The sequence below is a fragment of the Cyclobacterium jeungdonense genome (assembly GCF_010994275.1).
Taxonomy (GTDB): Bacteria; Bacteroidota; Bacteroidia; order Cytophagales; family Cyclobacteriaceae; genus Cyclobacterium; species Cyclobacterium jeungdonense.
The window spans coordinates 193,387-215,303 of sequence record NZ_WMCD01000004.1 but is presented as its reverse complement, the minus strand read 5'-3'; the positions used below and the strand labels follow the sequence as shown (position 1 = coordinate 215,303).

The following is a 21,917-nucleotide window of genomic DNA, read 5'->3' as shown; positions in this document are numbered from 1 at the left end:
GTTGGATTCGGGTTAAAGCAGTTTGGATTTCGAATATTTAGAGGTTCGGTTCCGCATTGAACGTTTACTATTGATCCGAAAATTTAGCTTCGATGAATAGGCACCATTAGTTGGTAAAGGTCTACAGCTTTTTGATAACGGCCGTAGCGGTCCTTCTCGAAGACTTCAGAACAAAAGAATTGGTGATGCAGTATCCAGAATTCACCTGGCTTGCCTGTAGCTGTGCCAGGCACAGGTAGATTGGTTGGTACTCTATGAATACAGAAAAGGAAAGGGATTCCTATTTAGCTGGAAAGAAACGGTTTGTAATTTTTCCTAGAAATAGGAGAGCAGATTTTGGCAAGACCAAGAAAATAGAAGGAATACATATTAAAAATAAAACGGAATGGGTTCGTATAAACCTAAATGATTCGGGATAGTATCCGGCAATGATTACTACAGCTAATAAGAAACCGATCGTTAGAAATATTTTTTTGTTTTGCCGTAAAAATAGTTCCAGGTTTTCTGAAAGTTGGGTTTTAGGCTGAAAATAATAATAGCTTAAATAAGGTAAAAACACTAAAACATGTAGTGAAAAGGATATATTTAAAGTTAATAGAACTCCAAGGTGAAAAATAGCAGCAATGCCAATTGCTCTTAAAAATACTGCGGACCAAAAAATTGTAAAAATGAATCCCAATTCGAAAAGCAAAGTGCTATAATCTAATAATTTATAGAAAAATAGATTATTGATTTTCGCAAACATTTCATTTAAGTACAATGGCTCTTCGCCTGAATAATATTTTCTTAAAATAAAACCGACCGTACTTGAATTGGAAACATCTAGCCATCCTCCAATTAATTTTGGTAACCCAGCGGTAAAATATCCCCATCCTAACAAAAAAGAAAGATAGGTTAAGGGCCAGCCATTCGGTTTTATTTTATTATTTTTCTTTCTTAGCGCATCAATTGATAGTGCTCCCCCCCAATTAGAAAAAGACATAATAATTGGAAAAATGACCGCAAAAATATCATGATCAATTTTCCCGTAACTAAAGGAGTATGTAAATCCAAATATTAGAAGTAATCCAAAAATAATAGATGTTTCCTTAGTTCGAAAACCGACCAATACTAATACGAAAATTACCCTCAAAACCAGATCAAAAATCCACCAAAACTCGGGCGAAGTGATAGGGCCAATCAATTTAGAGATGCCTACAGGCGGGTCAAAAAAAACTAATTCAAGGTTGGATATCTCTATAAATTGGGGTAGGCCGACAACAAAAAAACCTAAGCAATATATGATTCTGGTTAAACCTAATTGGAAAAAAGTAGGCTTCCAGGTATTTGTTAGCCATCGAGTAATTTTCTCATTAATCTGCTGCATACTCAATCAAAAGTAAATTTTTTATGTCTGACTATTTCTCTGTATTGAAATCCCTCCACCAAGTGATAATATTCTACATATTCATTAACAATAAAATCAGTCACATTTTCCGACTTAAATGGCTTTTTTTTAAGCATAAGTTCGGGGATTACTTCATTTGCTCCACCAATTACATCATTTGTCGTCCATTGTTTTAATACTTCATGAATTTTGATCCCTCCTGGAATTGCGGATATTATTTTTTGTTTTTGATTTCTCGATTCTTCTAAATTTAACCCGGCTTTGTTAAAAAAAATGAAACGCATATTATTTATATATAGGGTTACAGGTACTTCATCAAATATTTCCCTTAAATTACCTTTCCAAACCTCCTCCCCATTATTTAAGTAAATTATTTCAAAATAACTTGCAGGAACAATACCTTCATTAATTCCGCTTCTTGTAAAGGAGGGCATGTTTAAACTTGGATAAGGCTCTCTTACTAATCTTGCAAAAACCATTGATGCAAAGAGAAAGATGATGGTTATATAAAAAACCAATGTTATTTTATGTCTTTCTAAGAGGTTGTTCATTTTCTTTTTGTAATTTAAAAATGATTTAGTAAAACTTAGAATAAATCTTTTATTGCTCTTTTTGCTGCGTGATAACCGGCCATTCCATGAACTCCTCCGCCTGGTGGAGTTGAAGCAGAGCAAATATATAAATATTTAGATGAAGTTCTATAGGGAGATATTCTCAAGGCTGGCCGTGTAAATATCTGGGACCAATCTTGTACTCCTGAATTTATATCTCCTCCAATGTAATTTGGATTATAATTTTCAATTTCCTTGCTGTTGAAAGTATGTTTGCCAATTATGGTTTCTTTAAAGCCCGGTGCGTATTTCTCAATTTGGTCTTCGATAGTGGTTGACATGTCATATGTAGAGCCAGACGGAACATGGCAGTAAGCCCAGGCTGTATGAGATCCATCCGGAGCACGGGTTTTATCAAATAGGCTTTGCTGGGATAAAAGGACATACGGGTTTTGACTATACTTTCCTTCCCAAATTAATTTTTCTGATTTTGAAATTTCTTCTATCGTACCCCCTAAATGTACGGTACCGGCGCTCTTAAGCTCTTCGGATTTCCAGGGGATGGGTTGGGAAAGCGCAAAGTCCATTTTAAAAACCCCCATTCCATACCTAAACCTATTCAGTTGCCATCGATACAATTTGGAAAATTTGTCACCCGCAATTTTTAATAAGTTTTTTGGGCTGACGTCAAACATTATCAACTTTGCATTAGGTAGTTCGTCGATATGAGTTATCATTTTTCCCCTTTCGATTTTACCACCTAGGTCTAGAAAATGATTAGCTAAGGAATCGGCCAACGCTTGAGAGCCTCCCTTAATCATCGGCCAACCACTATGATGGCCTGCCGCCATCAAAACCATTGCTATCGCTGAAGTGGCGATGTTGGTTAGTGGTTGTATCCCATGCGCTGCCATCCCTGCCCAAAGTGCTTTTGTTCGTGTTTCTTTGAATTTTTTGGCGAGAAAGGTAGACGGTTTAAGCGCATTAATGCCAAACAATCCCAGCTTTATTGGGTTTTTAGGGAATTTTAATGGGGATAATATATCCGGTGATAAAGTTTCCCAATGATCAACAACTGGCTTTAATAAGTTTATATAGGTGTTTTTGTCCTTCCCCAAATGATCTGCCGTTTCGTGCAGCGATCGGTGCAAGGAAGTCACGCTTCCATCCGGGAGGGGGTGCCCTGCTAGAATTTTAGGGTGGACAAATTCGAGGCCATATTGAGCAAGCGGTAACGTCTTAAAAAATGGGCCTGCTGCAGCCATAGGGTGTATTGCAGAACAAATGTCATGTTTAAATCCAGGTAGGGTAAGTTCCATTGTTCGCATGCCACCGCCAATGGTTTCCTTCCCCTCTATTAACAGAACTTTTAACCCTTGTTGTTGTAAAACAATTGCAGCCGAAAGTCCGTTTGGGCCCGATCCAACTACGATGGCATCAAAAATAGAATCCATAGTTCACATATTATGTTTGAAATTAAGTTTTTTTTAGTTAAAAAAAAAGTTAGTCAATGCGATTAACTTTAAACCGTTCTATTCCCTCATCAGGAAAATACTCTCGTAGGGATTCAGAGTAAAAACTTTAGGTTGGGTTTTCCCAAATAGGTTAAAATAAACGCTTTCCAGTTTAATCTCTTTCTGAACCAACTCCGTATTGGATAAAAGTATAAAATTAGTTTCGGATGGAGAGGCGGGTGTTTTTTTGAGAACCTCAAAGGATAAAAGAGATATGTTGATTTCCTGTTTTGGAGGGTAAATGTTTAGAATTAATGATGCATCCTGGTCTTCTCTAGGGCTTTCTATTACTATTTTGAACTCATTCTTGGAATTGGTTAATAGTACGGGGGTTTCAGTTGATAATTTTTGATAGGACGGGCCTTTTTGTCTTAAATATGCTTCCATGATGGTCTGCCCCTCTGAAGATGCTGTTATTGATAACAAGTAACTTGAATCATTTTTTAAAGGACCTAAATCTAATTTCAAACTCGCAATTTCATCCTTACCTGTAATCGAAATATTTCCTTCTTTTGCATGCGTTAACGTACAGCCATTAGTACAATAAATACGGTTTATGGCATCAGAAAAGTTGGCGTTGGTAAGGGTTTTAGTATCATATTCGAATAAATCTTGATTTATAGTTTTGGTGATTTGCGTAGTCGATTTTTCCCATCCTGTTTCCCGTTCCCAACTTTCCAAGGTATGATACATCTCTTTTTTTGTCGCTCTATTTTGAAAATAAAAAGGAATACCAAAACCGGTTAGATCCACATATCGGTTTTGGTCAGAAAGGCCGATCGTCTGGAACTCAGGAGAAGCAGAGCGGATTCCCATTCCGATTTGATGCGGTTCCTTTTTGATTAGGGTATTGTTTGATATCCTTATACTCTTAAGAGGTTGTCCCAATTCATCGTCAGTAAGAAAAACCAAATAGCCTGCATCAAACACCAGGTTGTTGCTCACTTCTATGTTTTGGGCATTGTGAAGGTAGATGCCCTTATTAGAGATTTGATAAACCGTATTGTCGGTTACAAGGACATTATTGGAATTGTCATCTATGTAAATTCCCTCAGCGGGAGCAGGTAAATCCGATCCCTGAAGCGGTGTTCCTTCCCTGGCCCCCTCTCCGTTTCGAACGATATTTCCGGTTACTTTTCTATCCGTATATCTTGGATTTGAGTTTCCGGTATAAGTGTAGATTCCTCCCCCATCTCCTTTGCTCAGGCAAAAACCATCCACAAGGTTATTTTTAATCAGCGTCTTACTTCCTCTAAAGCCGATGCCAACGTATCCAACATTCCTAATGGTATTGCGGGCGATGGTGTCCGCATCCGAAATGCTGAAGAGGGCGTACCCGTTATTATCTCCATTTTGCCCCATCCCGGGCATCATGAAGGTATTTTCGATAAGATTGTCAGTAATCGTGGCCTGATAATTACCGGATCGTAAATAGATTCCGGAGTTAAACGAATTTCGGATTTCTGACTGGTGGATGCTCAAATGATCCATATTCAGTGCCAGCACTCCATTTTCACCCGAATTTTCGATGATACTGTTTGAAAAACGGAAAAAGCTACCTCCCCGAATATAAAGCCCCACTTCATTGGCGCCATTTAAATGCAGACCTTCAATGGTTACGTGCCGGGTATTGGGTAACGTGGTAATAAGCTGGTCCACGTTACTGGCATGAATGGTATAATTTTCCGGATTAGTATCTTCCATACAAACATACAGGCGGTTGTTTTCCTTATCCTGGTACCATTCCCCCAATTGGTCTAGTGTATTCAAATGATTTTGAATAAAAAAACCATACCCTTTTTTCGGCTCATAGCTAGATGCCGTTGAAAAGGTGATCGTGTTTCCCTGTCGGGCGGTGATTTTCTGTCGGTCGATGACCCAGTGGTTTTTTCTCAGAACCAGTTCTGCGCTCTGCCAGCCCTCATTTTTTAGGAATACTTCGTGACTTAATTGGTTGTTTCCTTCCACCTTTTCGGGTATCAGGTAACCTTTGTTAACCTCATCCGGATTGGGGAAACGACCCATGGACTGGGGCTTTCCATCCAGGGTAAGGACCTTAATTTGACTGAAAGAAAGGGGTAATTCTACAAAATAGATACCAGGCGAATGGCTTACCCATCCTTTTAATTCGGATAAACCCGTAATCATTGGGAGTGGGCCTTTCCCATAATGACTGTAGACAATGGGATGCTCCTTGGTTCCGGATTTTTTCAGATGTATCGTCCCATAAAAGACATCGCCTCTTTTTAGCAGGACAGAGTCTCCCGGTGCTAACTGCGGAATAAACTGATTTAGTTTTTCAAGGCTTTGCCAGGGAGTTGCCGGGTTTTGCGCTTCCTGGTGGGTATGGGTGTCTTTGCCAGCAGAAGAAGATAAATAATAGCTAGCTGCCGGCATTCTTGTAATGGTGCCTATCCATAGAAAGAGTAATAAAAAATGGGTTCGCCTCATGACTTATTCAATGGTTCCATCTAGTTTTAGGGTAAATTTATCAATGTGAATGGATATATTGACCATCACCAGGTTAAGAATTCAGGAAATATCCGGTTTCGACCTGGAATTTTTCTTATTTGCAATTTTGATACCAGACATTTTGATTACTAAAAAAATGGCGTTAAGAAGTTTAGAACGGACCTATTTCACCGAAACGATCCAGAAAAAATGGATGCCAAGTCCAAGTAAGGCATTCATTTGTCTTTTTTCAAAGAAGCTTTTTCTTGCTTGCTGCTGGCTAACGTTTTTTCATGTTGCGATCGCCCAGGAAACTACTTTTACCAATCCCATCCGAGATGGGGCAGATCCCTGGGTTTATCAGAAAGGGAAAAATTATTTTTATTCTATGAGTAGGGGTAATGGAATTGCGGTGTCGGTATCGGCAAGGCTTACCGATCATGGCACACCGGTGCTGGTATGGACGGCTCCTGAAACTGGCTGGAATAAGGCTACGATCTGGGCTCCGGAAATACATTATTTCAACGGCCGCTGGTACATTTACTATGCTGCTGGAAAGAAAGCGGGCAGCCCGTTTATTCATCAGCGATCCGGTGTCTTGAAATCAGCTGGTGAGGATCCTTTCGGTCCCTATGAAGACATGGGCATGCTCTATACAGGAGAAAACTTGTCGGACCCTGGATCAGCCACATGGGCCATAGACCTTAGTCCGGTAGTGATACGGGGCCAATTGTATGCTATCTGGTCGGGATGGGAGGAAAATAGGGATACTGACAAAACGGCACAACACTTATACATAGCTAAAATGTGTGACCCAGTAACGATTTGTAGTAATCGGGTAAAGCTATCCTCTCCTGAAGAACCCTGGGAAAGGGGAGGGCCACTGGACTTGAACGAGGGTCCTCAGGCATTGCAACGCCGGGGAGAAACCTTTATCATCTATTCGACCAGAGAGTCCTGGCTCAAGGAGTATCGCCTGGGACAGTTAAAGCTGAAGGAACCTGCGGCGGATCCGCTAAACCCCGAAAATTGGGAAAAATCAGGTCCTGTTTTTCAGGGAACGGATGAGGTGTTGGGAGTTGGGCATTGTAGTTTTGCAAAATCACCGGATGGAACAGAAGATTGGCTATTATACCATTCCAAAAAATCTGAAACTCCAGGTTGGGACAGGGATATACGCATGCAACCGTTTAGCTGGAAGGAAACAGGCAATCCTGATTTTGGATCACCTGTTCCCCCCGGCAAGCCAATTCCTATCCCATCCGGAGAACCAGATTAATTATCTGTCAATTCCTTTTGCGTATTAAAATAGTCTACCTGAAAGCGTTGTTCATTTTCATTTCTAAGGTACAGTGTCCGAGTAGGGAAGGCGATTGAAATACCAGCTTCTGTAAACCTTTCAAAGATTCCAAAATTGATTTGCTGCTGGATATCCATGTACTTATTGAAATCGGCGACCTCGATGTAATAAACCACTTCAAAATCCAGACTGGAATCTCCGAATGCCTTGAAATGAGCTCTATCAAAAGTTACAGGAGATTGATTCTCCACAATTTCTTTCAGCATTTCTGGTATTATTTTAAGCTTATGCAAAGGTGTTTCATAGGTTACACCCACGGCAAATAAAATCCGTCTCCGTTGCATTTTCTTATAATTGTGGATTCGTGAGCTGGTAAGATCACTGTTTGCCACCACCAATTCTTCCCCCGAAAGGGTTTTGATTCGGGTAGTTTTAATGCCGATTTTTTCTACAATTCCATTTTTATCGTCTACGACCACAAAATCCCCAATTTCAATGGGCCTGTCAAAAAAGATGACAAAATAATTAAAAAGGTCTCCCAGAATGTTCTGGGCTGCCAATGCGACTGCGATACCACCGATTCCGAGACCGGTGATGATTGCTGTAACGTCCCAGCCAATATTATCAAAGAAAAACAAGATACCTACCGCCCAAATCAATACGTTGACAAGCAGGATGATGCCGCCAATTTGCTTTACTTTTTCCTCTCCACCTTCCTGCCTTTTAACGTAAGAGCGAATTAGCATGATGATTAGATTGGCGATTATTTTGACACCGTAGTAGGTAAGAATTATACTATGAGCTATTGAGATGCTATTTTCCAGAAATGGGGAAAGTGACAAGGTCCTTATCCCCCAAAATACAATGGAAATGTATATTGCAGGCAGTAGGTAGCGCTCAATAATCTCGAATACAAAATCATCCAGGCTATTATCTGTTTTTTCAGTCAGCGTTTTTATTCGCTGAAGTAGGGACTTTTTGAAAATTTTGACAATCGCAATGCCCAACAGAATAAACCCCAAAGCAAGAAGGTAATCCTGTATGGTATTGTTCCAAAATTCCTGACTTAAGTATTCCTGTATCATTTTCTCTTAAATTTGGTTGGTAATTGATGGCTAAGAAAGTAAAACCAGATTCGAAGCGAAAAAGGTTCATCTAAAATGGGGAATTAGGCATTCGGCAATGCCACTAATTGGTGATATCCAGAACTACTCCCGGATTAGAATTTTTTCTTTAAATGAGGCAGGAAGGAAACTCATATCAGTTTTACCGGAAATACCCTTAATTTTTCCAAAGTCAGTGATTTGCCACATGGTGATTTCAGGTTGCGTTATACTGTCAGGAACCATCTTAAACTCGGTTGGAGGCCTCGAAGAAAAACGAGCCAGCCAATAGGGATAGTCATCAAAATGCCCCTTTAAATACGTTTGATAAAAAGCCTCATAGATATAAATCATGGGTTTTACCTTATAATGGTTTTCTATGGCCTGCAGGTAGGTTTTTAGATTCTGAACGAGAAGTTTGTCTGAAATTTCCGGCCGGCTACAGCCCGCGCAGTCCAGTTCCACGTCTACGATTGGCAAAATGTCTTTGGAAAATAAGTTGACCTGGCTGATATAATGCGCTGCCTGCTCCAATTGCGGGTCCTTGTATTGGTAGAAATGATAAGCTCCTTTCAGAATTCCCTCTGTTTCCGCGAAAGCCCAGTTTGTTGTAAAAAAAGGGTCGGTAGCCTTAGACCCTTGAGTAGCCTTGATCAATACAAAGGAGATGAGATGAGGTAGGGAATCTCTTTTTACCGTTTTCCAATCGATCACATTCTGCCCATATCTATTCCAAGGGTTTGTTCTTACTCTCCGGCTTTTTTTCTTTTCCTCCACTAATTGGCCCAGAGCCACTTTAAATTCCACTACCATGTTCTTTATTTTTATGGTTGTTGGTGGAATAAGACTCATCAATGGTACTTGAATGGTCGTTGTGCTGCCTTTTTCTGCCTCCGGATGGAGATTGGGTACTTCTACCACCCAGGTTTTGGCTGCACCTCCGGTACGGAGTATATGGGAAGCCATGTCCTCATTTTTTCGATCTTCATCATCCGGCCACTCAAAATGACGATCCAACTGCTCCAAATGCTGCTGCTCGATAAGCGTTTGCGCTTCCAGTACCGCCTGATGGATCGCTTGAAGGAGGTTATCCAGTTTGATTGTTTTTGCCATGGGGTTATGAAATATTTTCCAGCCAAACAGGTTTTCTCAAAAATCCTACATGGTAAGTGGTACGCTGAAGGGTGATTTGATGATCTCCAACCTGAAAGACACCTACTGAAATGTCTTTACCAATAATCTTTCCTTTCGGGTTTTCATTAAGGCATTTGTTCAGTAAGGCCATTTGTCGTTCTTCGTTTAGTGGGTCATTGGAGTTGATGTTACCTATGCTCACCGTTTGACATAAGTAACATCTGATAATTCCAGGGTTTTGGTACTGCTGTTGATCATGTTGTTTGGGCTACTTGCCTATCAGATTAGGCTGGCATGAGAGCCATCTGGGTTTACCTGCTTTTTACTGGCGTCTATTATTTTACCGGTTTTAGCGTCCCGGTCCTTGCTTGCCGCAAGTGGAGCCACATTCACTTCGTCAGGTGTGGCAGCCGTGGCCATGATATCCTGCATTCTTGCAAGCCCCTCTGGAGTGCGGTGATTGGACGCAGTCACTTCTACATGGTATTTGGCAGAATTGGCGGAGGTTCGGGTGCTTTCTTTGTGGGTAGCTACCGAACCATGAATTTTCACCGTTGCACTTTCCGGACCCGATCCAATTTTAGCAGGAACATCGGCGGAGGCATTCATATCCGTCGGACTGGTTTCAGTGGTGGAACTTTTAACCTCCATGTCAAAGGTAATGTCTACGGTATTTACTTGTAAGTTCGGTATGGGAACCACCGCCAGCATGGGCACCCGGATTTTCACCTCTTCAATGGTCCGCTGAGGTACCGAAGTTGGATTCTTATCGGTAACCTCCGGAACGTAAATACCGGGACGCTCAAATTCAAAATCCAGCATTCTGGCGGCTCCCGTGGCGAATTCACCCCGCTTTTTATCCACCGGAGCTTGGGTAAAACCAACGGTATTGATGAAATCTGCTGTCGCCTGGACTAATTCTACATCGGCCTGCCCATGCAGCATTTAACGGGCCCCCGATTAAATCCTGCATGGGCAGGCCTTATAAATAGATCCGACATGTTTACTAATCCTTCCGCCATTTTGAATTCAGTTTAACTGATTTAAAATTAATGAATGGATAATCACTTGGAAATATGCCAATTATTCTTTATTTCCTATAAAAAAGTGGACAAAAAGGAGACAATTTCTAGTAAAGACCTTTTGACTTGTTAAAAAATGACTTTTTTAAATTTATTTTAAGGTATCAGCAATCCGATCCGTTTTAGAGCCCCCCATTCTGTAGCGACTTTTTATTCAATCTGTACCGTGCCTTTTTCGTGCCGTCATAGAAAATACCCATAATGGTTGCCATTATCCGGGAAGTGTAGCCCAACTTAAATAAGGATGCGATCATTTGCTCGTTTTCGGTCAGATCTGAAAGTTCTTCCATTGATCCTCCCAATAACCAGGGAAAACCGTTTCAATCAACATACGAAAGGTCCGTAAGTCTTCCTTTATGGAAATCCGAAACCGGGAAAGGGCTTCCAGTGCTTCCTGTCTTGCCCTTGCCAGAGAAGACCGTTCCAATTGTGCCATAATCTCCTTGTTTTTATAATCGGAATTGGCCAGGTTTTCAGCATAGACAGGCAGTTTTTGCTTCAGTTTTTCCTGTTTTTTATGGCTTTTTCGCATGCCTCTTTTGCATGCTGAAAAGAGCGTTCTGGTTGGCTGTAGGCCAATTCATTGGTCCGGTCCAGCAGGGTGCGCAAACTCTCCGGGTTTAAATCCTGAGCGGTAGGAGAGAAACCCGCAAGACTGCCTGCACCATGAAAAAACACCAATAAAAAATAAATTGTTTTAAATACAGTTATGCTCGTTAAATTATTCAAAACGGCTGACTTACAACCGAATAATCTGCTAATAAATTTAACTGAAAAATGTTATGGATGCTATAAACTTGATTTAAAATACATGACCCGCATCAAAGAGCATATTTCGGTGTTTAAACTACAAAAAATTTAATCTCAGGCGATTCAATATAATGGAAAATAAAAAAAGAGCTGGCACCTATGGGAGCCAGCTCTTTTTTTATAATATCTGATTGATAGCTCAAACAGAAAATTTTTATTATACGGGACTTACCATCTCTGTCTTTTTGATGTTCCTCTGCCAGAAGAAAAAGATAATAAACAAGACAATCAGGATAGCGGGGAACATGGCCATGTTCTCAAGAGTAGCTTGACCTGCCATAAGTTCCAGTTCATCACCCGAAAATCCCTCAGCACGCATTTCTTCTCTGGAACTATCGATCCAACCTCCAATAATAGGTTGCCAAATAGCTGTTGAAAACATACCGATTCCACCAATAATGGACATTCCTAAAGCACCGCTTAGAGGGACTCTTTGGGCTACAGCCCCAACCATCACAGGCCAGAAATAAGCGACCCCGAGGGCAAATATAATGGCAACAAAATAAGCAGCACCACCTGTAACCATACTGAAAAGGTAGATTCCTATGGTTGCTAGGATAGATCCGGCCAATAATACACCGGTTTGACCTAGTTTTTCAACAACAGGGCCGGCAAAGAACCGGGCCACTGCCATTACTCCTGTAGTAAGTGCCAGAATAATCATGGCATTCGCACCGGAGTTTGCCAGTACAATATTCACCCATTGTTGTGGACCAAATTCGGATATGGCAGTAAGGGACATGCAAACAAAAAGGAAAAGAAAGACAGGACTGAATAGGGCTTTGAAGTTATTGCCAAGAGAGGTGGCACCTTCCACTTTTGCCTTTGGAAACGCTTTTCCATAAAATAACACCGCATAGATCACGGTTGGAACCATGGTGATCCACATTTGTGCTTCCCATCCTAAATTCATTGTGGTCATCACATTCGAAATGATAGCACCCAGCATGATTCCTCCGGGAAACCACATGTGGAAACGGTTGAGCATCTTGTTCATTTTGACGCCGGAATACATGTCTGCAATCATGGGATTACAGGCAGCTTCGGTACAACCGTTACCAAAACCAATAAAAAGTGTGGAAATCAGCAGGGTGGTGTAGCCTCCTGCATAAATGGTAAGCAGGATACCTAGCGTATGGGCTACAAAGGCAACCCGCATAATGTTTTTTGCACCGAAAGAATGATACACAATTCCTCCAATAATCATGGAAATGGGGAACCCCAAAAACCACATGGAGTTGATAAACCCAAGTTGGGCGGCACTCAGGCCAAATTCGTCTCCAAGCTGCGGTAAGATCCCAGCCCGGATACTAAAGGTAAAGGCGGTGGTGATCAGCGCAAAACAGCTCCCGTTAAAGAGTGCGCTTTTGTTAATGTTCTCGTTCATTGAGTTTGGGTTTAGAAGTTTTTAAATGTTGTTTTCGGATGATTGTTCAAATTATTCGGACAATATAAAAAAAATTGATTTTACCTTTTGCCTTTTTTTTAGAATTATCGCCAAATATTTGATAAGGGTAGGTATTATTATTTGGGTAATGAAGCGTATTGGTTATTCGGTATCGTTCTCTTGCTCAGATTCCTTTACGGTATTTTATTCTTCAAAATGGAACTCTTTAGTACTACTATTTCTGCAATCGCAAGGTACATAACAGACTTAAACGAATTGGCAGCTAAAACAAGTGCTTGTCCGCAGACCATTAACCGTTGTACTTTTTTCTTGTTCCAATCTCCCGGCCTGTGGAATAGTACGCCTGCGGAGGAAGAGTGATTTTTCAAGTTGTCCACTGTTATTTTTGAAAAAAATAAGCGCTGATTAAACAAAATACAAAACCTATCCGTATATTGAAATGATATCAATTTAATATTATAATAATATGGAAAAATCGATCAAACCTTTCTCCGGCTACCTGTTGCTCCTGGTCGCCTTTGGTATTTTAGTACTAGCCATTTTTGGCTTTTCTGCAAAGGCTTTTCTTCTGGCCTTACCGGCCGCATTGGCCTTCTTTCTGATCCTTCCCGGATTTTTTATTGTAGAACCAAACAAAGCCATGGTATTGTTGCTTTTCGGGTCCTATAAGGGCACGGTTAAAGCGGATGGTTTCTTTTGGGTGAATCCTTTCATGACCAAAAAGAAAATATCGTTGCGGGTCAGGAATTTTGAGAACAAACCCCTGAAAGTAAATGATAAGATTGGAAATCCGGTAATGGTAGGTACCATTGTGGTATGGCAGGTGGAAGATACCTTCAAGGCTTCCTTTGACGTGGATGATTATGAAAATTTCGTTCACTTGCAGGCCGATGCAGCAGTGCGTAAGATGGCAGGAACGTATCCTTACGATAATTTTGAAGATGAGCATGCAGAGGTAACCCTCCGCTCTGGTGTGGAAGATGTAAATAAATCCCTGGAAGACGAAATCAGTGATCGCCTGCAACATGCGGGTATAAAAGTTATTGAGGCCCGGATATCTCATTTGGCCTATTCTTCGGAGATTGCCTCCGCCATGCTTCAGCGGGAACAGGCCACCGCGATCGTCGCAGCGAGAAGGATGATTGTGGACGGCGCCGTAGGGATGGTGGAGATGGCCCTGGAAGACCTGAAACTGAAAGGGATAATAGATTTCGAAGATGAGAAAAAGGCTGCCATGGTAAGTAACCTGATGGTGGTGCTTTGCTCGGATAAGAATGCCAGCCCTGTGGTAAATGTGGGGACACTAAACCAGTAACGATGGTATACAAAGAAACGCAATCCTTGAAAAGGACCTGGCTGATCCCTTTAGTTTTGCTGATTCAGCTTGTCGTAGGTGTTTTGGGGCTGACGGGAGGATACGCTACAGGGCAGGCAGAGCAAGGCTGGATAAGTTTCGGAATTGTACTTCTGGTGACGGTGCCCTTATTGCTGTTGTTTTCAAGTATGCGGCTGGAGACACGGATGGACGCCTTCGGGTTAAGTTTTAGAAGTCCTCCGTTTATAAATTCATGGAGGAAATACAAATGGGAGGAGGTGGAAGACATCCAATTGCTTTCCACCCGACCGCCCGGATGGATTGGGGGACTCGGTTTACACCTGGGATGGAGCATAGGCATACGGATGGGCCTGAATGGTGAATGGCGGTATGTATTTAGTTCTGGGCATGCGGTGCGGATATTACTTAAGGACAGCAAGTTTGTACTAAGTACACGCAGACCGGAAGACTTAATGGCTGCATGGGAAGAATGGAAAGTAGGAAAGTAAGATTATGGCGCAAAAGAAACCCTTTGCCCTAAGGATAGATGAACGGTTGATGAAAGCCGTCGAAAAGTGGGCATCCGATGAATTTAGAAGTACCAACGGCCAATTGGAGTGGTTAATACACGATGCCTTGAAAAAGGCCGGCAGGTTACCCGGAAGAAAATCACCGGAGGACAAAGAAGGTAACGATTGATTTCCGATACATTTAGGGTTACCCGTTTTCAAAAAGTTGCTTGCTACTATTATTTTTAGGTAAATTTGGAAGGAATCATTGCCGGAATAAGACCGGGAACCCTATTAAAGAAACGATGAATACTAACGAAGAAGGAAAAATAAACGCTTTGATGGCTAAACTTTTGGATGAGGAAGAAGAGGAGCCCCTGCGTTATGCTGAACACCTGTCTCGCATAGGTGGGCCTGAAGTGCATCGTCGCTTGGTCGAAGTATTGAGTCAGGGAAATATGGAGGAGGCTTTTTTAGCTGCCAAAACCCTGGGCATGATAGAGTACGATAAAGATAAGTCATTGGATGCGCTATTGGATGTGATTCTTAAACCTACGAATTCCAGCCATAATGGAGCCCTTGTTTCCCTGCTAGAGGAGTTTGACTTGAGTGAAAAATTTGTTGACTTATTTCGAATTTTCCTTTTTGGTAATTTTAAAGCTTCTGCGCTGGCAAAAGTTCACCTGGATTACGAAGAATTTAATATCAGTCCCCGTACCTTAAAGAAAGCAGAAAAGCATTGGCAACATTTCCTGAATAACCCCCTCAGGGAGGACGATGGCTACCTGCTGAAAAAGGAAGAAGCTGAGACCATTTTAAAAGAATTACACGAATTACTTGAAAAGGAATAAATTACTTTCCTTGTTGTTTATTAGCCTAAATTGAAAAAGTAACCCAAAATAACTAACCTGTGTCATGAGCCGCTTTGCTTTTAGAATTTGTTTGAGTCTGATTGTTTTCGTTTTTCAAGTGGGGAACAGTGCTGCCCAGAAAAACTGGAAAGAGTTGGTTTCTGTTGAAGACCTATATCAAGCGCATCCGGAAACCGTAAAAGGGCTTTTTGCGCACCTTGATCTGAATCTTCCGGAGCTTGCTGAGGTTAAAGAAGCCCGTGATCAGGGAAACTGGATAGTGGCAGCAGACCGCCTGCTCGATTATTATGAAGCGTCAGACAATGCCGAATCTTTTCGAAAACCAGTGCCCTTGCCGACAGACAGGAGCATTGCTGAAGCGGACACCATTTTGGAAAATGTTTTTACCATTCAAAATGTGAAAGGCAAGGTACCCATTCTTCCGGACGGTCACCGGGACTGGTATTACAAAGGCCCCAACAATGATCGGGAGTGGGCTTGGTTATCAAACAGGCATAGTCAGTTGATGGTAGTTATGAACGCTTATTTTGAAACAGGCAACCCAAAATATGTCGAATACCTGGACTTATTTTTACGTGATTTTATTTTGAAAAGCATGCCTTACCCCGGAGAAAAAGGTTCAGAGTCCATTTGGCGTGGACTGGAAGTGGCTGCCAGGGCTAAAGCATGGACGAAGGTGTTTTATGCCATGTTGCAGAATGAGTACCTTTCTCCGGCTACCCGTTTGTTGATACTTAGTAGTTTACCGGATCATGCGCACTACAGTCGTAATTTTCATGGCGGAAATAATTGGTTGACCATGGAAATATCCGCACTGGCCACTATTGCTGCTTATTTTCCTGAGTTCAGGGAATCGGATGCCTGGCTGGATTATGCCATCGCAGCCATGACCGAAAGTATGCGGGACCAGGTTTATCCGGACGGCGTGCAGACGGAACTTGCTTCTCACTATCACAACGTTTCCTTACATAATTTTGAGTTGTTTCAAACCATTTGTGATGAGGCAGATAGAACGCTTCCATTATTTTTTACACAGACGATTGAAAGTATGTACAGATACATTGCCCGAGCGGTAAGGCCGGATGGCCACCGGATCCTAAATAACGATGGGGATCGGGGCAGTGACCGAAGTTTAATTCTTGAAGGCGCAGAAAAATTTAATAGGCCCGACTGGGCATACATTGCCAGTAACGGAAGCGAAGGCAGCAGGCCATCGGATGGACCTTCGTATTTCTTCCCCTGGGCTGGACAGCTGATCAGCCGAAGTGGATTTGATTCCCTGGCTCATTGGTCCTTCTTCGACATTGGACCCTGGGGAAGTGGTCACCAGCATAACGATAAATTGCATCTATCGGTAGCTGCATTTGGAAAGGATTTCCTGGTAGATGCAGGCAGGTTTGCCTACACTGGAGCTGTTGCGGAAAAATTTCGACCTTATGCCCGAAGTAGCAGGGGACATAATGTCTTATTGATCGACGGGAAAGGGCAGGCGGCAGGTCCAACTCATGCTTCCACGGCCTTGAATGAAAAATACGTAAAAATTTCCGATGCTTATGACTTTGCCTCCCAGTCATTTGATCGTTTTGAAGAGTTGGAAGGAGAAGCAACCCATATTCGCAGTTTGTTTTATTTGCGGGGTAAATTTTGGGTTGTGGCTGATAGGATTCACTCAGACCGACCCAGAGAAATACAGGCTTTATGGCATTGGCATCCCGATGTGCAGGTGGAGGTAAAGGAGGAGCAAGTAATCGGAAAGCAGAAGGAGGGAGTGTTGTCCCTTTCTTTGATTAGTCCTGCTGTTTTTGATGCATTCCTTATCAAGGGCCAGGAAGTCCCGGAGATCCAAGGTTGGTACAGCCCGGAGTACAATTTGTACGAACCCAATGTAGCAACCCTTTTTGAAGGTTCACTGGAGCCCGATCAAAGCCTGGTTTGGCTAATCGTTCCAGCGGAAAGCGATTTAGAGGGTGCCTTTCAGGCCAAAATTCTATCTGAAAATGATAGTCAAATCGAAATGGAGGTGCAGGTTGGTGATGAAACCTGGCATTTGGTTATTCCCTTTCTGGACAGTAGCAAGGTAAAGCTTACCAAAACCCGATAAAAAAAGCCCCTTCTTAATGTATAAGAAGGGGCTTTTTTAATCTTTTTACTTTCACAAGGTTAGTTCGCAACCGGCATGTTTTCCTTGTCAATGTTAATGATTTCCACGGTAATGTTTCTTTCTTTTGCGTTGATTTGGAAGTCTTTAATTACCTCAATCACATCGTAGTCAATGATTTTTGAATTTGTTCCATCTATGATTACTCTTTTATTGTCTCCGACGTGCTTGAGCGTCTTGATGAGGGAACCCTTGTTCAGAAAACTCACCTCTTCTGCGAGAATGATATGAACGATGTCTTCATCGTCCTGTCTGGAATCTTTAAAGAAGTGGGAATTTTTGTAATTCCTCATCAGGATATAGACGATGCCAACGATCATTCCCATTCCGATACCTTTCAGCAAGTCAAAGAAAACAATACCTAAAATGGTGATCACGAAAGGCAAAAACTGATCCCAGCCCAACTTATACATGGATTTGAACAGGGATATTTTAGCTAGTTTGTATCCAATAACCAATAGAATGGCTGCCAAACTGGCCAGTGGTATTAAATTCAATAAGTTAGGGATCAAAAAGACACTGAGAAGTAGTAAAAGACCATGAAAGATGGCAGACATTTTGGATTTTGCTCCGGAAGTGATATTTGCGGAACTTCTTACGATGACCGCAGTAATTGGCATTCCACCGACCAGTCCGTTGACCAAGTTACCAGCTCCTTGAGCTAATAGTTCCCGGTTTGGGGGAGAAACCCTTTTTTGAGGATCAATTTTATCGGCTGCCTCCAGGCTCAAGAGGGTTTCCAAACTGGCAATAATGGCAATAGTTATGGCCACTACCCAAACGTCCGGGTTAAATACCCCCGAAAAATCGGGGAAGAACAAATGATCACCCAGACTGGAAAAGCCAGTAATTTCGGGTAAGGTCACCTTATTTTCTGTCCCTATGTACAAATCAGGAATTATAAATTTGAAAAACTTATTGATTCCGATACTTAATAAAACGGCAAGCAAAGGACCAGGAATAAATTTTAAAAATGAATGGTTTTTGACAATTGGCTTTTCCCAAAGAATCAAGATAGCTAACGAAAAAAGTGCGATAATAATCGCTCCCATTTCCAGGGTATTCATTAAGGACTGTAAGGCAAGAACGGCTTGGAAATCATTTATCAACGGAATAAAGTCCTCCACCAACTCGCTGGAATTCGTTCCAAAAACAAAGGGTAATTGTTTTATGATGAGAATAATACCGATGCCTGCCAGCATTCCCTTGATCACGGAGGTGGGGAAGTAATACCCAATCACTCCTGCCTTTATAATTCCGAGAACCAATTGTAGGGCTCCAGCGATTACCAAAGCCGTCAAAAATAGTTCGTAGGCCTGCAGGTCTTCGATGGCATTTAAGACGATCACGGTAAGCCCTGCTGCGGGCCCGGATACGGCAGTGTGCGAACCAGAAAGAGCACCTACAACGATTCCTCCCACAATACCTGCAATTATTCCTGAAAACAGGGGGGCACCTGAAGAAAGGGCAATACCCAGGCAAAGAGGTAAGGCCACCAAAAATACCACAAGGCCAGCTGGTAAATCCGAACTAAGATTTGAAAAAATTCCTTTTTTATTCGACATAATGGTTAGTATGTTTAAGGTTCAAATGGGTTCTTTATTAAGAAAGGTTCTTTTAAATGTTCAATTCAGGGTTGATCAGACAAGCTAATTCCGGCCTTTTTAGTACAGCAAATGAAAATTTTTATTATGATTAACATAAGTAAATTTAATGCAAAAGGGTTCAAAACTATTTCGATTAAGACAGAAATCGATTGCATAGCCTCTAATAAAGGAAGCTGAATTTCTGCTTAAACATTAATTAAACCCTGTTAAATGGAGCAGGTTTTACTAATTATTTAATAAAATTCCATGTTTAAAAAGTAAAAGTCAAGTTTTTGAGGATGAAATCCCTTTTTTTAGGAAAAATCACTTTCCGGTATAGTTAAATGGGCTGATCTTTTTTAGTTCATTTTTGATTTCCAGGGATACGTCCAATTCATTAATAAACTCGCTGATGGTGTTTTGGGTAATGGCCTGGTTGGTCCGGGTTAACGTTTTCAGCGCTTCATATGGCTTGGGGTATCCCTCCCTTCTTAAAATGGTCTGAATGGCTTCAGCTACTACTGCCCAGTTTTCTTCCAGGTCTTTGTTGATGGCAGATTGATTCAATTCCAGTTTGTCTATTCCTTTTTCTAAAGATAGATAGGAAATCAACATGTGAGCCAGGGGCACCCCAAGGACCCTTAAAACGGTACTATCAGTCAGGTCCCTTTGCAAGCGACTAACGGGTAACTTAGCAGCTAAGTGTTCCAATAGAGCATTGGCAATTCCCAGATTTCCCTCAGCATTTTCAAAATCAATGGGATTAACTTTATGAGGCATGGCTGAAGAGCCCACTTCACCAGCTTTGATTTTTTGCTTAAAATAACTCATTGCAATGTATTGCCATATATCCCGGCTAAAATCCAGCAAAATGGTATTCGTTCGTTTCAGCCCATCCATATGAGCGGCCAGATGATCGTAGTGCTCGATTTGAGTTGTGGGGAAACTTCTTTTCAAGCCTAACTTTTCGGAAACAAAGCTGTCAGCAAATTTTTTCCAATCAATTTCCGGATAGGCCACAAAATGGGCATTCATGTTTCCGGTGGCTCCACCAAATTTTCCTGCAAAGGGGACTTTCTGAAGTAAATCCAACTGCTCATTCAGCCGGTTGACAAATACCTGAAGCTCCTTACCAAGCCGGGTAGGCGATGCCGGTTGGCCATGGGTTTTGGCCAGCATGGGCACCGTTTCCCACTCCACCGATCGGCTTGTTAACCTTTTTTTGACCTCATTCAGTGCGGGGAGCAATACCTCTTGGATACCATCCCTATACATCATGGGGATGGCAGTGTTGTTGATGTCTTGCGAGGTAAGGCCAAAATGAATGAATTCCGAAACCTCCACAAGCCCCAATGACTGGAATCGATCTTTCAAGAAATACTCCACCGCTTTGACATCGTGATTGGTCGTTTTTTCTATATCTTTTATCACTTGTGCATCCGTTTCTTTAAAATCCCTTTCTATTGCCCGGATGGTATCAAATTTATTTTTATCCACACTTTTCAATTGGGGTAGCGGCAACTCGCACAGGGCAATAAAGTATTCGATTTCGACTTTTACCCGGTACCGAATCAGGGCAAATTCTGAAAAATAAGCCATTAAAGGGCTGGTTTTTGAGGCATATCGGCCGTCTATGGAAGAAATCGCAGTAAGTGGGGAAAGTTTCATAAGTGTCCTTTGTCGGTCTATCAGAGTGCGAAATTAATTTATATTATTTAAAAGGGATGCTTCTTCCCCAAATTATTGGCATAAAAAAAGCCCCCTTCAACAGGGGGCTTTTCTTTAACGAATTTGAAAATAGTTATTAATAGTTGGGGTAGTTTCGAATAAGTTGTAAACGAAGGCCATCCTGGGAAGTGCTTTCTGCTTCTTTTTGACCTCTTATAATGAGGGTGTATATTCTGCCTTCTCTAAGCATCACATCATTTAATCTGGCCCATTCGCTATTTCCATCGGCAGCCTTAATAATGAGATCTGTTTCACCCTCGGGTACGTTTATAAAGTCCGTAATTTGCATGAATTCCTTTCCCTCGAATAATGGGTTGGAAGCAGCATCTCCCTGGTAGATGCTTACTTCAGGACTATCCGGAGAAAGGTGAACGAGCCGGATTAGCGCATTGCCGGTCGCCGGAAGATCCAGACTGTCTTCGGTGAAAAGGGTCTGTAGCTGTCCTCCCTGCTCAGCCATAAAGAAAGAGTAAGCTTTTTCCACTTCAAGCGTTACAGCTGTATCTAAAAGGGATTGGTCAGAAACAGGGTCTTTGAAAGAGAAATTTCGCTCACCGGTATAAAAGTACCAGTATTCGATGAACTGGCCGTAATCAAAATGCTTGCGGTCATACACGCGCTCATCAACTTCAATCTTTATCTCATGATCGGCTGCTGTCCCATTGTAAAAGGAAACATAGGCCCTTGGCGTATTTCCTATGGACTCACTATCCATATCCATACAGGAGAAGGTAAACGGTAGCAAGGAAAGCAGTGCGAATCCCTGCCATCTAAATCTAATTGTTTTTAAGTAGTGCATCAATTGGGTTGTCATACAATAGTTTGGTTTAATCATTTATTGTCCGTACGCAAAATGTATTCAAAGTGCGACTGGGAGGGCAAAAAATTTTTCCTTTTAAAGGAGAACCATATAGGTATAGACAGGGTTAGCATAATGAAATTACGGCCTGATTTTAGCTTAATTGAAGCTGGCAAACTAATTTTAAGCGTTAAAGTCATTCATTTTATA

At 41.7% G+C, this 21,917-nt stretch carries 21 protein-coding genes; 6 read left to right on the top strand and 15 right to left on the bottom strand.

Features of this window, described 5'->3' with window-relative positions; genetic code table 11:
- Positions 1–280: 280 nt before the first annotated feature.
- The 4 genes from GKS34_RS10465 to GKS34_RS10450 all read right to left on the bottom strand — a co-directional run bounded on the left by GKS34_RS10465 (position 281) and on the right by GKS34_RS10450 (position 5,903).
- The gene (locus tag GKS34_RS10465) at positions 281–1,366 is read right to left on the bottom strand and encodes an HTTM domain-containing protein (protein ID WP_163384762.1); all 1,086 of its coding nucleotides are present in this window, start codon (positions 1,364–1,366) and stop codon (positions 281–283) included.
- Positions 1,367–1,368: 2 nt separating this feature from the next.
- Positions 1,369–1,938, bottom strand: coding sequence for a hypothetical protein (locus GKS34_RS10460; protein WP_163384761.1), 570 nt, complete (start codon positions 1,936–1,938; stop codon positions 1,369–1,371).
- A 35-nt stretch (positions 1,939–1,973) separates the two neighbouring features.
- Positions 1,974–3,392: a phytoene desaturase family protein gene (locus tag GKS34_RS10455; protein ID WP_290227167.1), complete on the bottom strand. Its 1,419-nt coding sequence runs from the start codon at positions 3,390–3,392 to the stop codon at positions 1,974–1,976.
- Between the two features lie 78 nt (positions 3,393–3,470).
- Positions 3,471–5,903, bottom strand: coding sequence for a right-handed parallel beta-helix repeat-containing protein (locus tag GKS34_RS10450; protein WP_163384760.1), 2,433 nt, complete (start codon positions 5,901–5,903; stop codon positions 3,471–3,473).
- A 157-nt stretch (positions 5,904–6,060) separates the two neighbouring features.
- On the opposite strand from GKS34_RS10450, the gene GKS34_RS10445 reads away from it, so the two are divergent.
- Positions 6,061–7,182 (top strand): glycoside hydrolase family 43 protein, encoded by a 1,122-nt coding sequence (locus GKS34_RS10445; RefSeq protein WP_240459270.1) that lies wholly within the window; start codon positions 6,061–6,063, stop codon positions 7,180–7,182.
- Here GKS34_RS10445 and GKS34_RS10440 read toward each other — a convergent pair.
- The 8 genes from GKS34_RS10440 to GKS34_RS10405 form a co-directional block, all read right to left on the bottom strand.
- On the bottom strand, positions 7,179–8,288 hold the full coding sequence (locus GKS34_RS10440) for a mechanosensitive ion channel family protein (RefSeq protein ID WP_163384759.1): 1,110 nt from the start codon (positions 8,286–8,288) through the stop codon (positions 7,179–7,181). The two genes, GKS34_RS10445 and GKS34_RS10440, sit on opposite strands and share 4 nt — an antisense overlap.
- A 123-nt stretch (positions 8,289–8,411) precedes the next feature.
- The gene (locus tag GKS34_RS10435; RefSeq protein ID WP_163384758.1) at positions 8,412–9,419 is read right to left on the bottom strand and encodes a GH25 family lysozyme; all 1,008 of its coding nucleotides are present in this window, start codon (positions 9,417–9,419) and stop codon (positions 8,412–8,414) included.
- Between the two features lie 4 nt (positions 9,420–9,423).
- A complete protein-coding gene (locus GKS34_RS10430) occupies positions 9,424–9,642 on the bottom strand; it encodes a hypothetical protein (protein ID WP_205602055.1) in 219 nt (72 codons plus the stop codon).
- A gap of 77 nt (positions 9,643–9,719) precedes the next feature.
- Positions 9,720–10,385: a DUF2589 domain-containing protein gene (locus tag GKS34_RS10425; RefSeq protein ID WP_205602054.1), complete on the bottom strand. Its 666-nt coding sequence runs from the start codon at positions 10,383–10,385 to the stop codon at positions 9,720–9,722.
- A 259-nt stretch (positions 10,386–10,644) separates the two neighbouring features.
- The gene (locus GKS34_RS10420; RefSeq protein ID WP_163384757.1) at positions 10,645–10,812 is read right to left on the bottom strand and encodes a hypothetical protein; all 168 of its coding nucleotides are present in this window, start codon (positions 10,810–10,812) and stop codon (positions 10,645–10,647) included.
- A complete protein-coding gene (locus GKS34_RS10415; RefSeq protein ID WP_163384756.1) occupies positions 10,791–11,054 on the bottom strand; it encodes a hypothetical protein in 264 nt (87 codons plus the stop codon). Before GKS34_RS10415 ends, GKS34_RS10420 begins: the two co-directional genes overlap by 22 nt.
- Positions 11,021–11,251, bottom strand: coding sequence for a hypothetical protein (locus tag GKS34_RS10410; RefSeq protein ID WP_163384755.1), 231 nt, complete (start codon positions 11,249–11,251; stop codon positions 11,021–11,023). Before GKS34_RS10410 ends, GKS34_RS10415 begins: the two co-directional genes overlap by 34 nt.
- 238 nt (positions 11,252–11,489) lie before the next feature.
- Positions 11,490–12,719, bottom strand: coding sequence for an MFS transporter (locus GKS34_RS10405; protein WP_163384754.1), 1,230 nt, complete (start codon positions 12,717–12,719; stop codon positions 11,490–11,492).
- A 487-nt stretch (positions 12,720–13,206) separates the two neighbouring features.
- On the opposite strand from GKS34_RS10405, the gene GKS34_RS10400 reads away from it, so the two are divergent.
- The 5 genes from GKS34_RS10400 to GKS34_RS10380 all read left to right on the top strand — a co-directional run bounded on the left by GKS34_RS10400 (position 13,207) and on the right by GKS34_RS10380 (position 17,537).
- Positions 13,207–14,055, top strand: a complete 849-nt coding sequence (locus GKS34_RS10400) for an SPFH domain-containing protein (protein WP_163384753.1) — start codon at positions 13,207–13,209, stop codon at positions 14,053–14,055.
- Positions 14,056–14,057: 2 nt separating this feature from the next.
- The gene (locus tag GKS34_RS10395) at positions 14,058–14,564 is read left to right on the top strand and encodes a hypothetical protein (RefSeq protein ID WP_163384752.1); all 507 of its coding nucleotides are present in this window, start codon (positions 14,058–14,060) and stop codon (positions 14,562–14,564) included.
- A gap of 4 nt (positions 14,565–14,568) precedes the next feature.
- On the top strand, positions 14,569–14,754 hold the full coding sequence (locus GKS34_RS10390) for a type II toxin-antitoxin system antitoxin (RefSeq protein WP_163384751.1): 186 nt from the start codon (positions 14,569–14,571) through the stop codon (positions 14,752–14,754).
- A gap of 115 nt (positions 14,755–14,869) precedes the next feature.
- Entirely contained in the window at positions 14,870–15,415 is a 546-nt protein-coding gene (locus GKS34_RS10385; RefSeq protein WP_163384750.1) for a HEAT repeat domain-containing protein, read from the top strand.
- A 64-nt stretch (positions 15,416–15,479) separates the two neighbouring features.
- Complete coding sequence (locus tag GKS34_RS10380) at positions 15,480–17,537, top strand: alginate lyase family protein (protein ID WP_163384749.1); 2,058 nt, start codon at positions 15,480–15,482, stop codon at positions 17,535–17,537.
- Positions 17,538–17,596: 59 nt separating this feature from the next.
- Here GKS34_RS10380 and GKS34_RS10375 read toward each other — a convergent pair whose 3' ends face one another.
- From GKS34_RS10375 to GKS34_RS10365, 3 genes are all read right to left on the bottom strand, one after another.
- Positions 17,597–19,159 carry a SulP family inorganic anion transporter gene (locus GKS34_RS10375; protein WP_163384748.1) on the bottom strand — a complete coding sequence of 521 codons (1,563 nt, stop codon included), beginning with the start codon at positions 19,157–19,159 and terminating at the stop codon, positions 17,597–17,599.
- Positions 19,160–19,504: 345 nt separating this feature from the next.
- The gene (purB, locus tag GKS34_RS10370; protein WP_163384747.1) at positions 19,505–20,848 is read right to left on the bottom strand and encodes an adenylosuccinate lyase; all 1,344 of its coding nucleotides are present in this window, start codon (positions 20,846–20,848) and stop codon (positions 19,505–19,507) included.
- Positions 20,849–20,984: 136 nt separating this feature from the next.
- The gene (locus GKS34_RS10365; RefSeq protein WP_163384746.1) at positions 20,985–21,722 is read right to left on the bottom strand and encodes a DUF4397 domain-containing protein; all 738 of its coding nucleotides are present in this window, start codon (positions 21,720–21,722) and stop codon (positions 20,985–20,987) included.
- Positions 21,723–21,917: the final 195 nt, after the last annotated feature.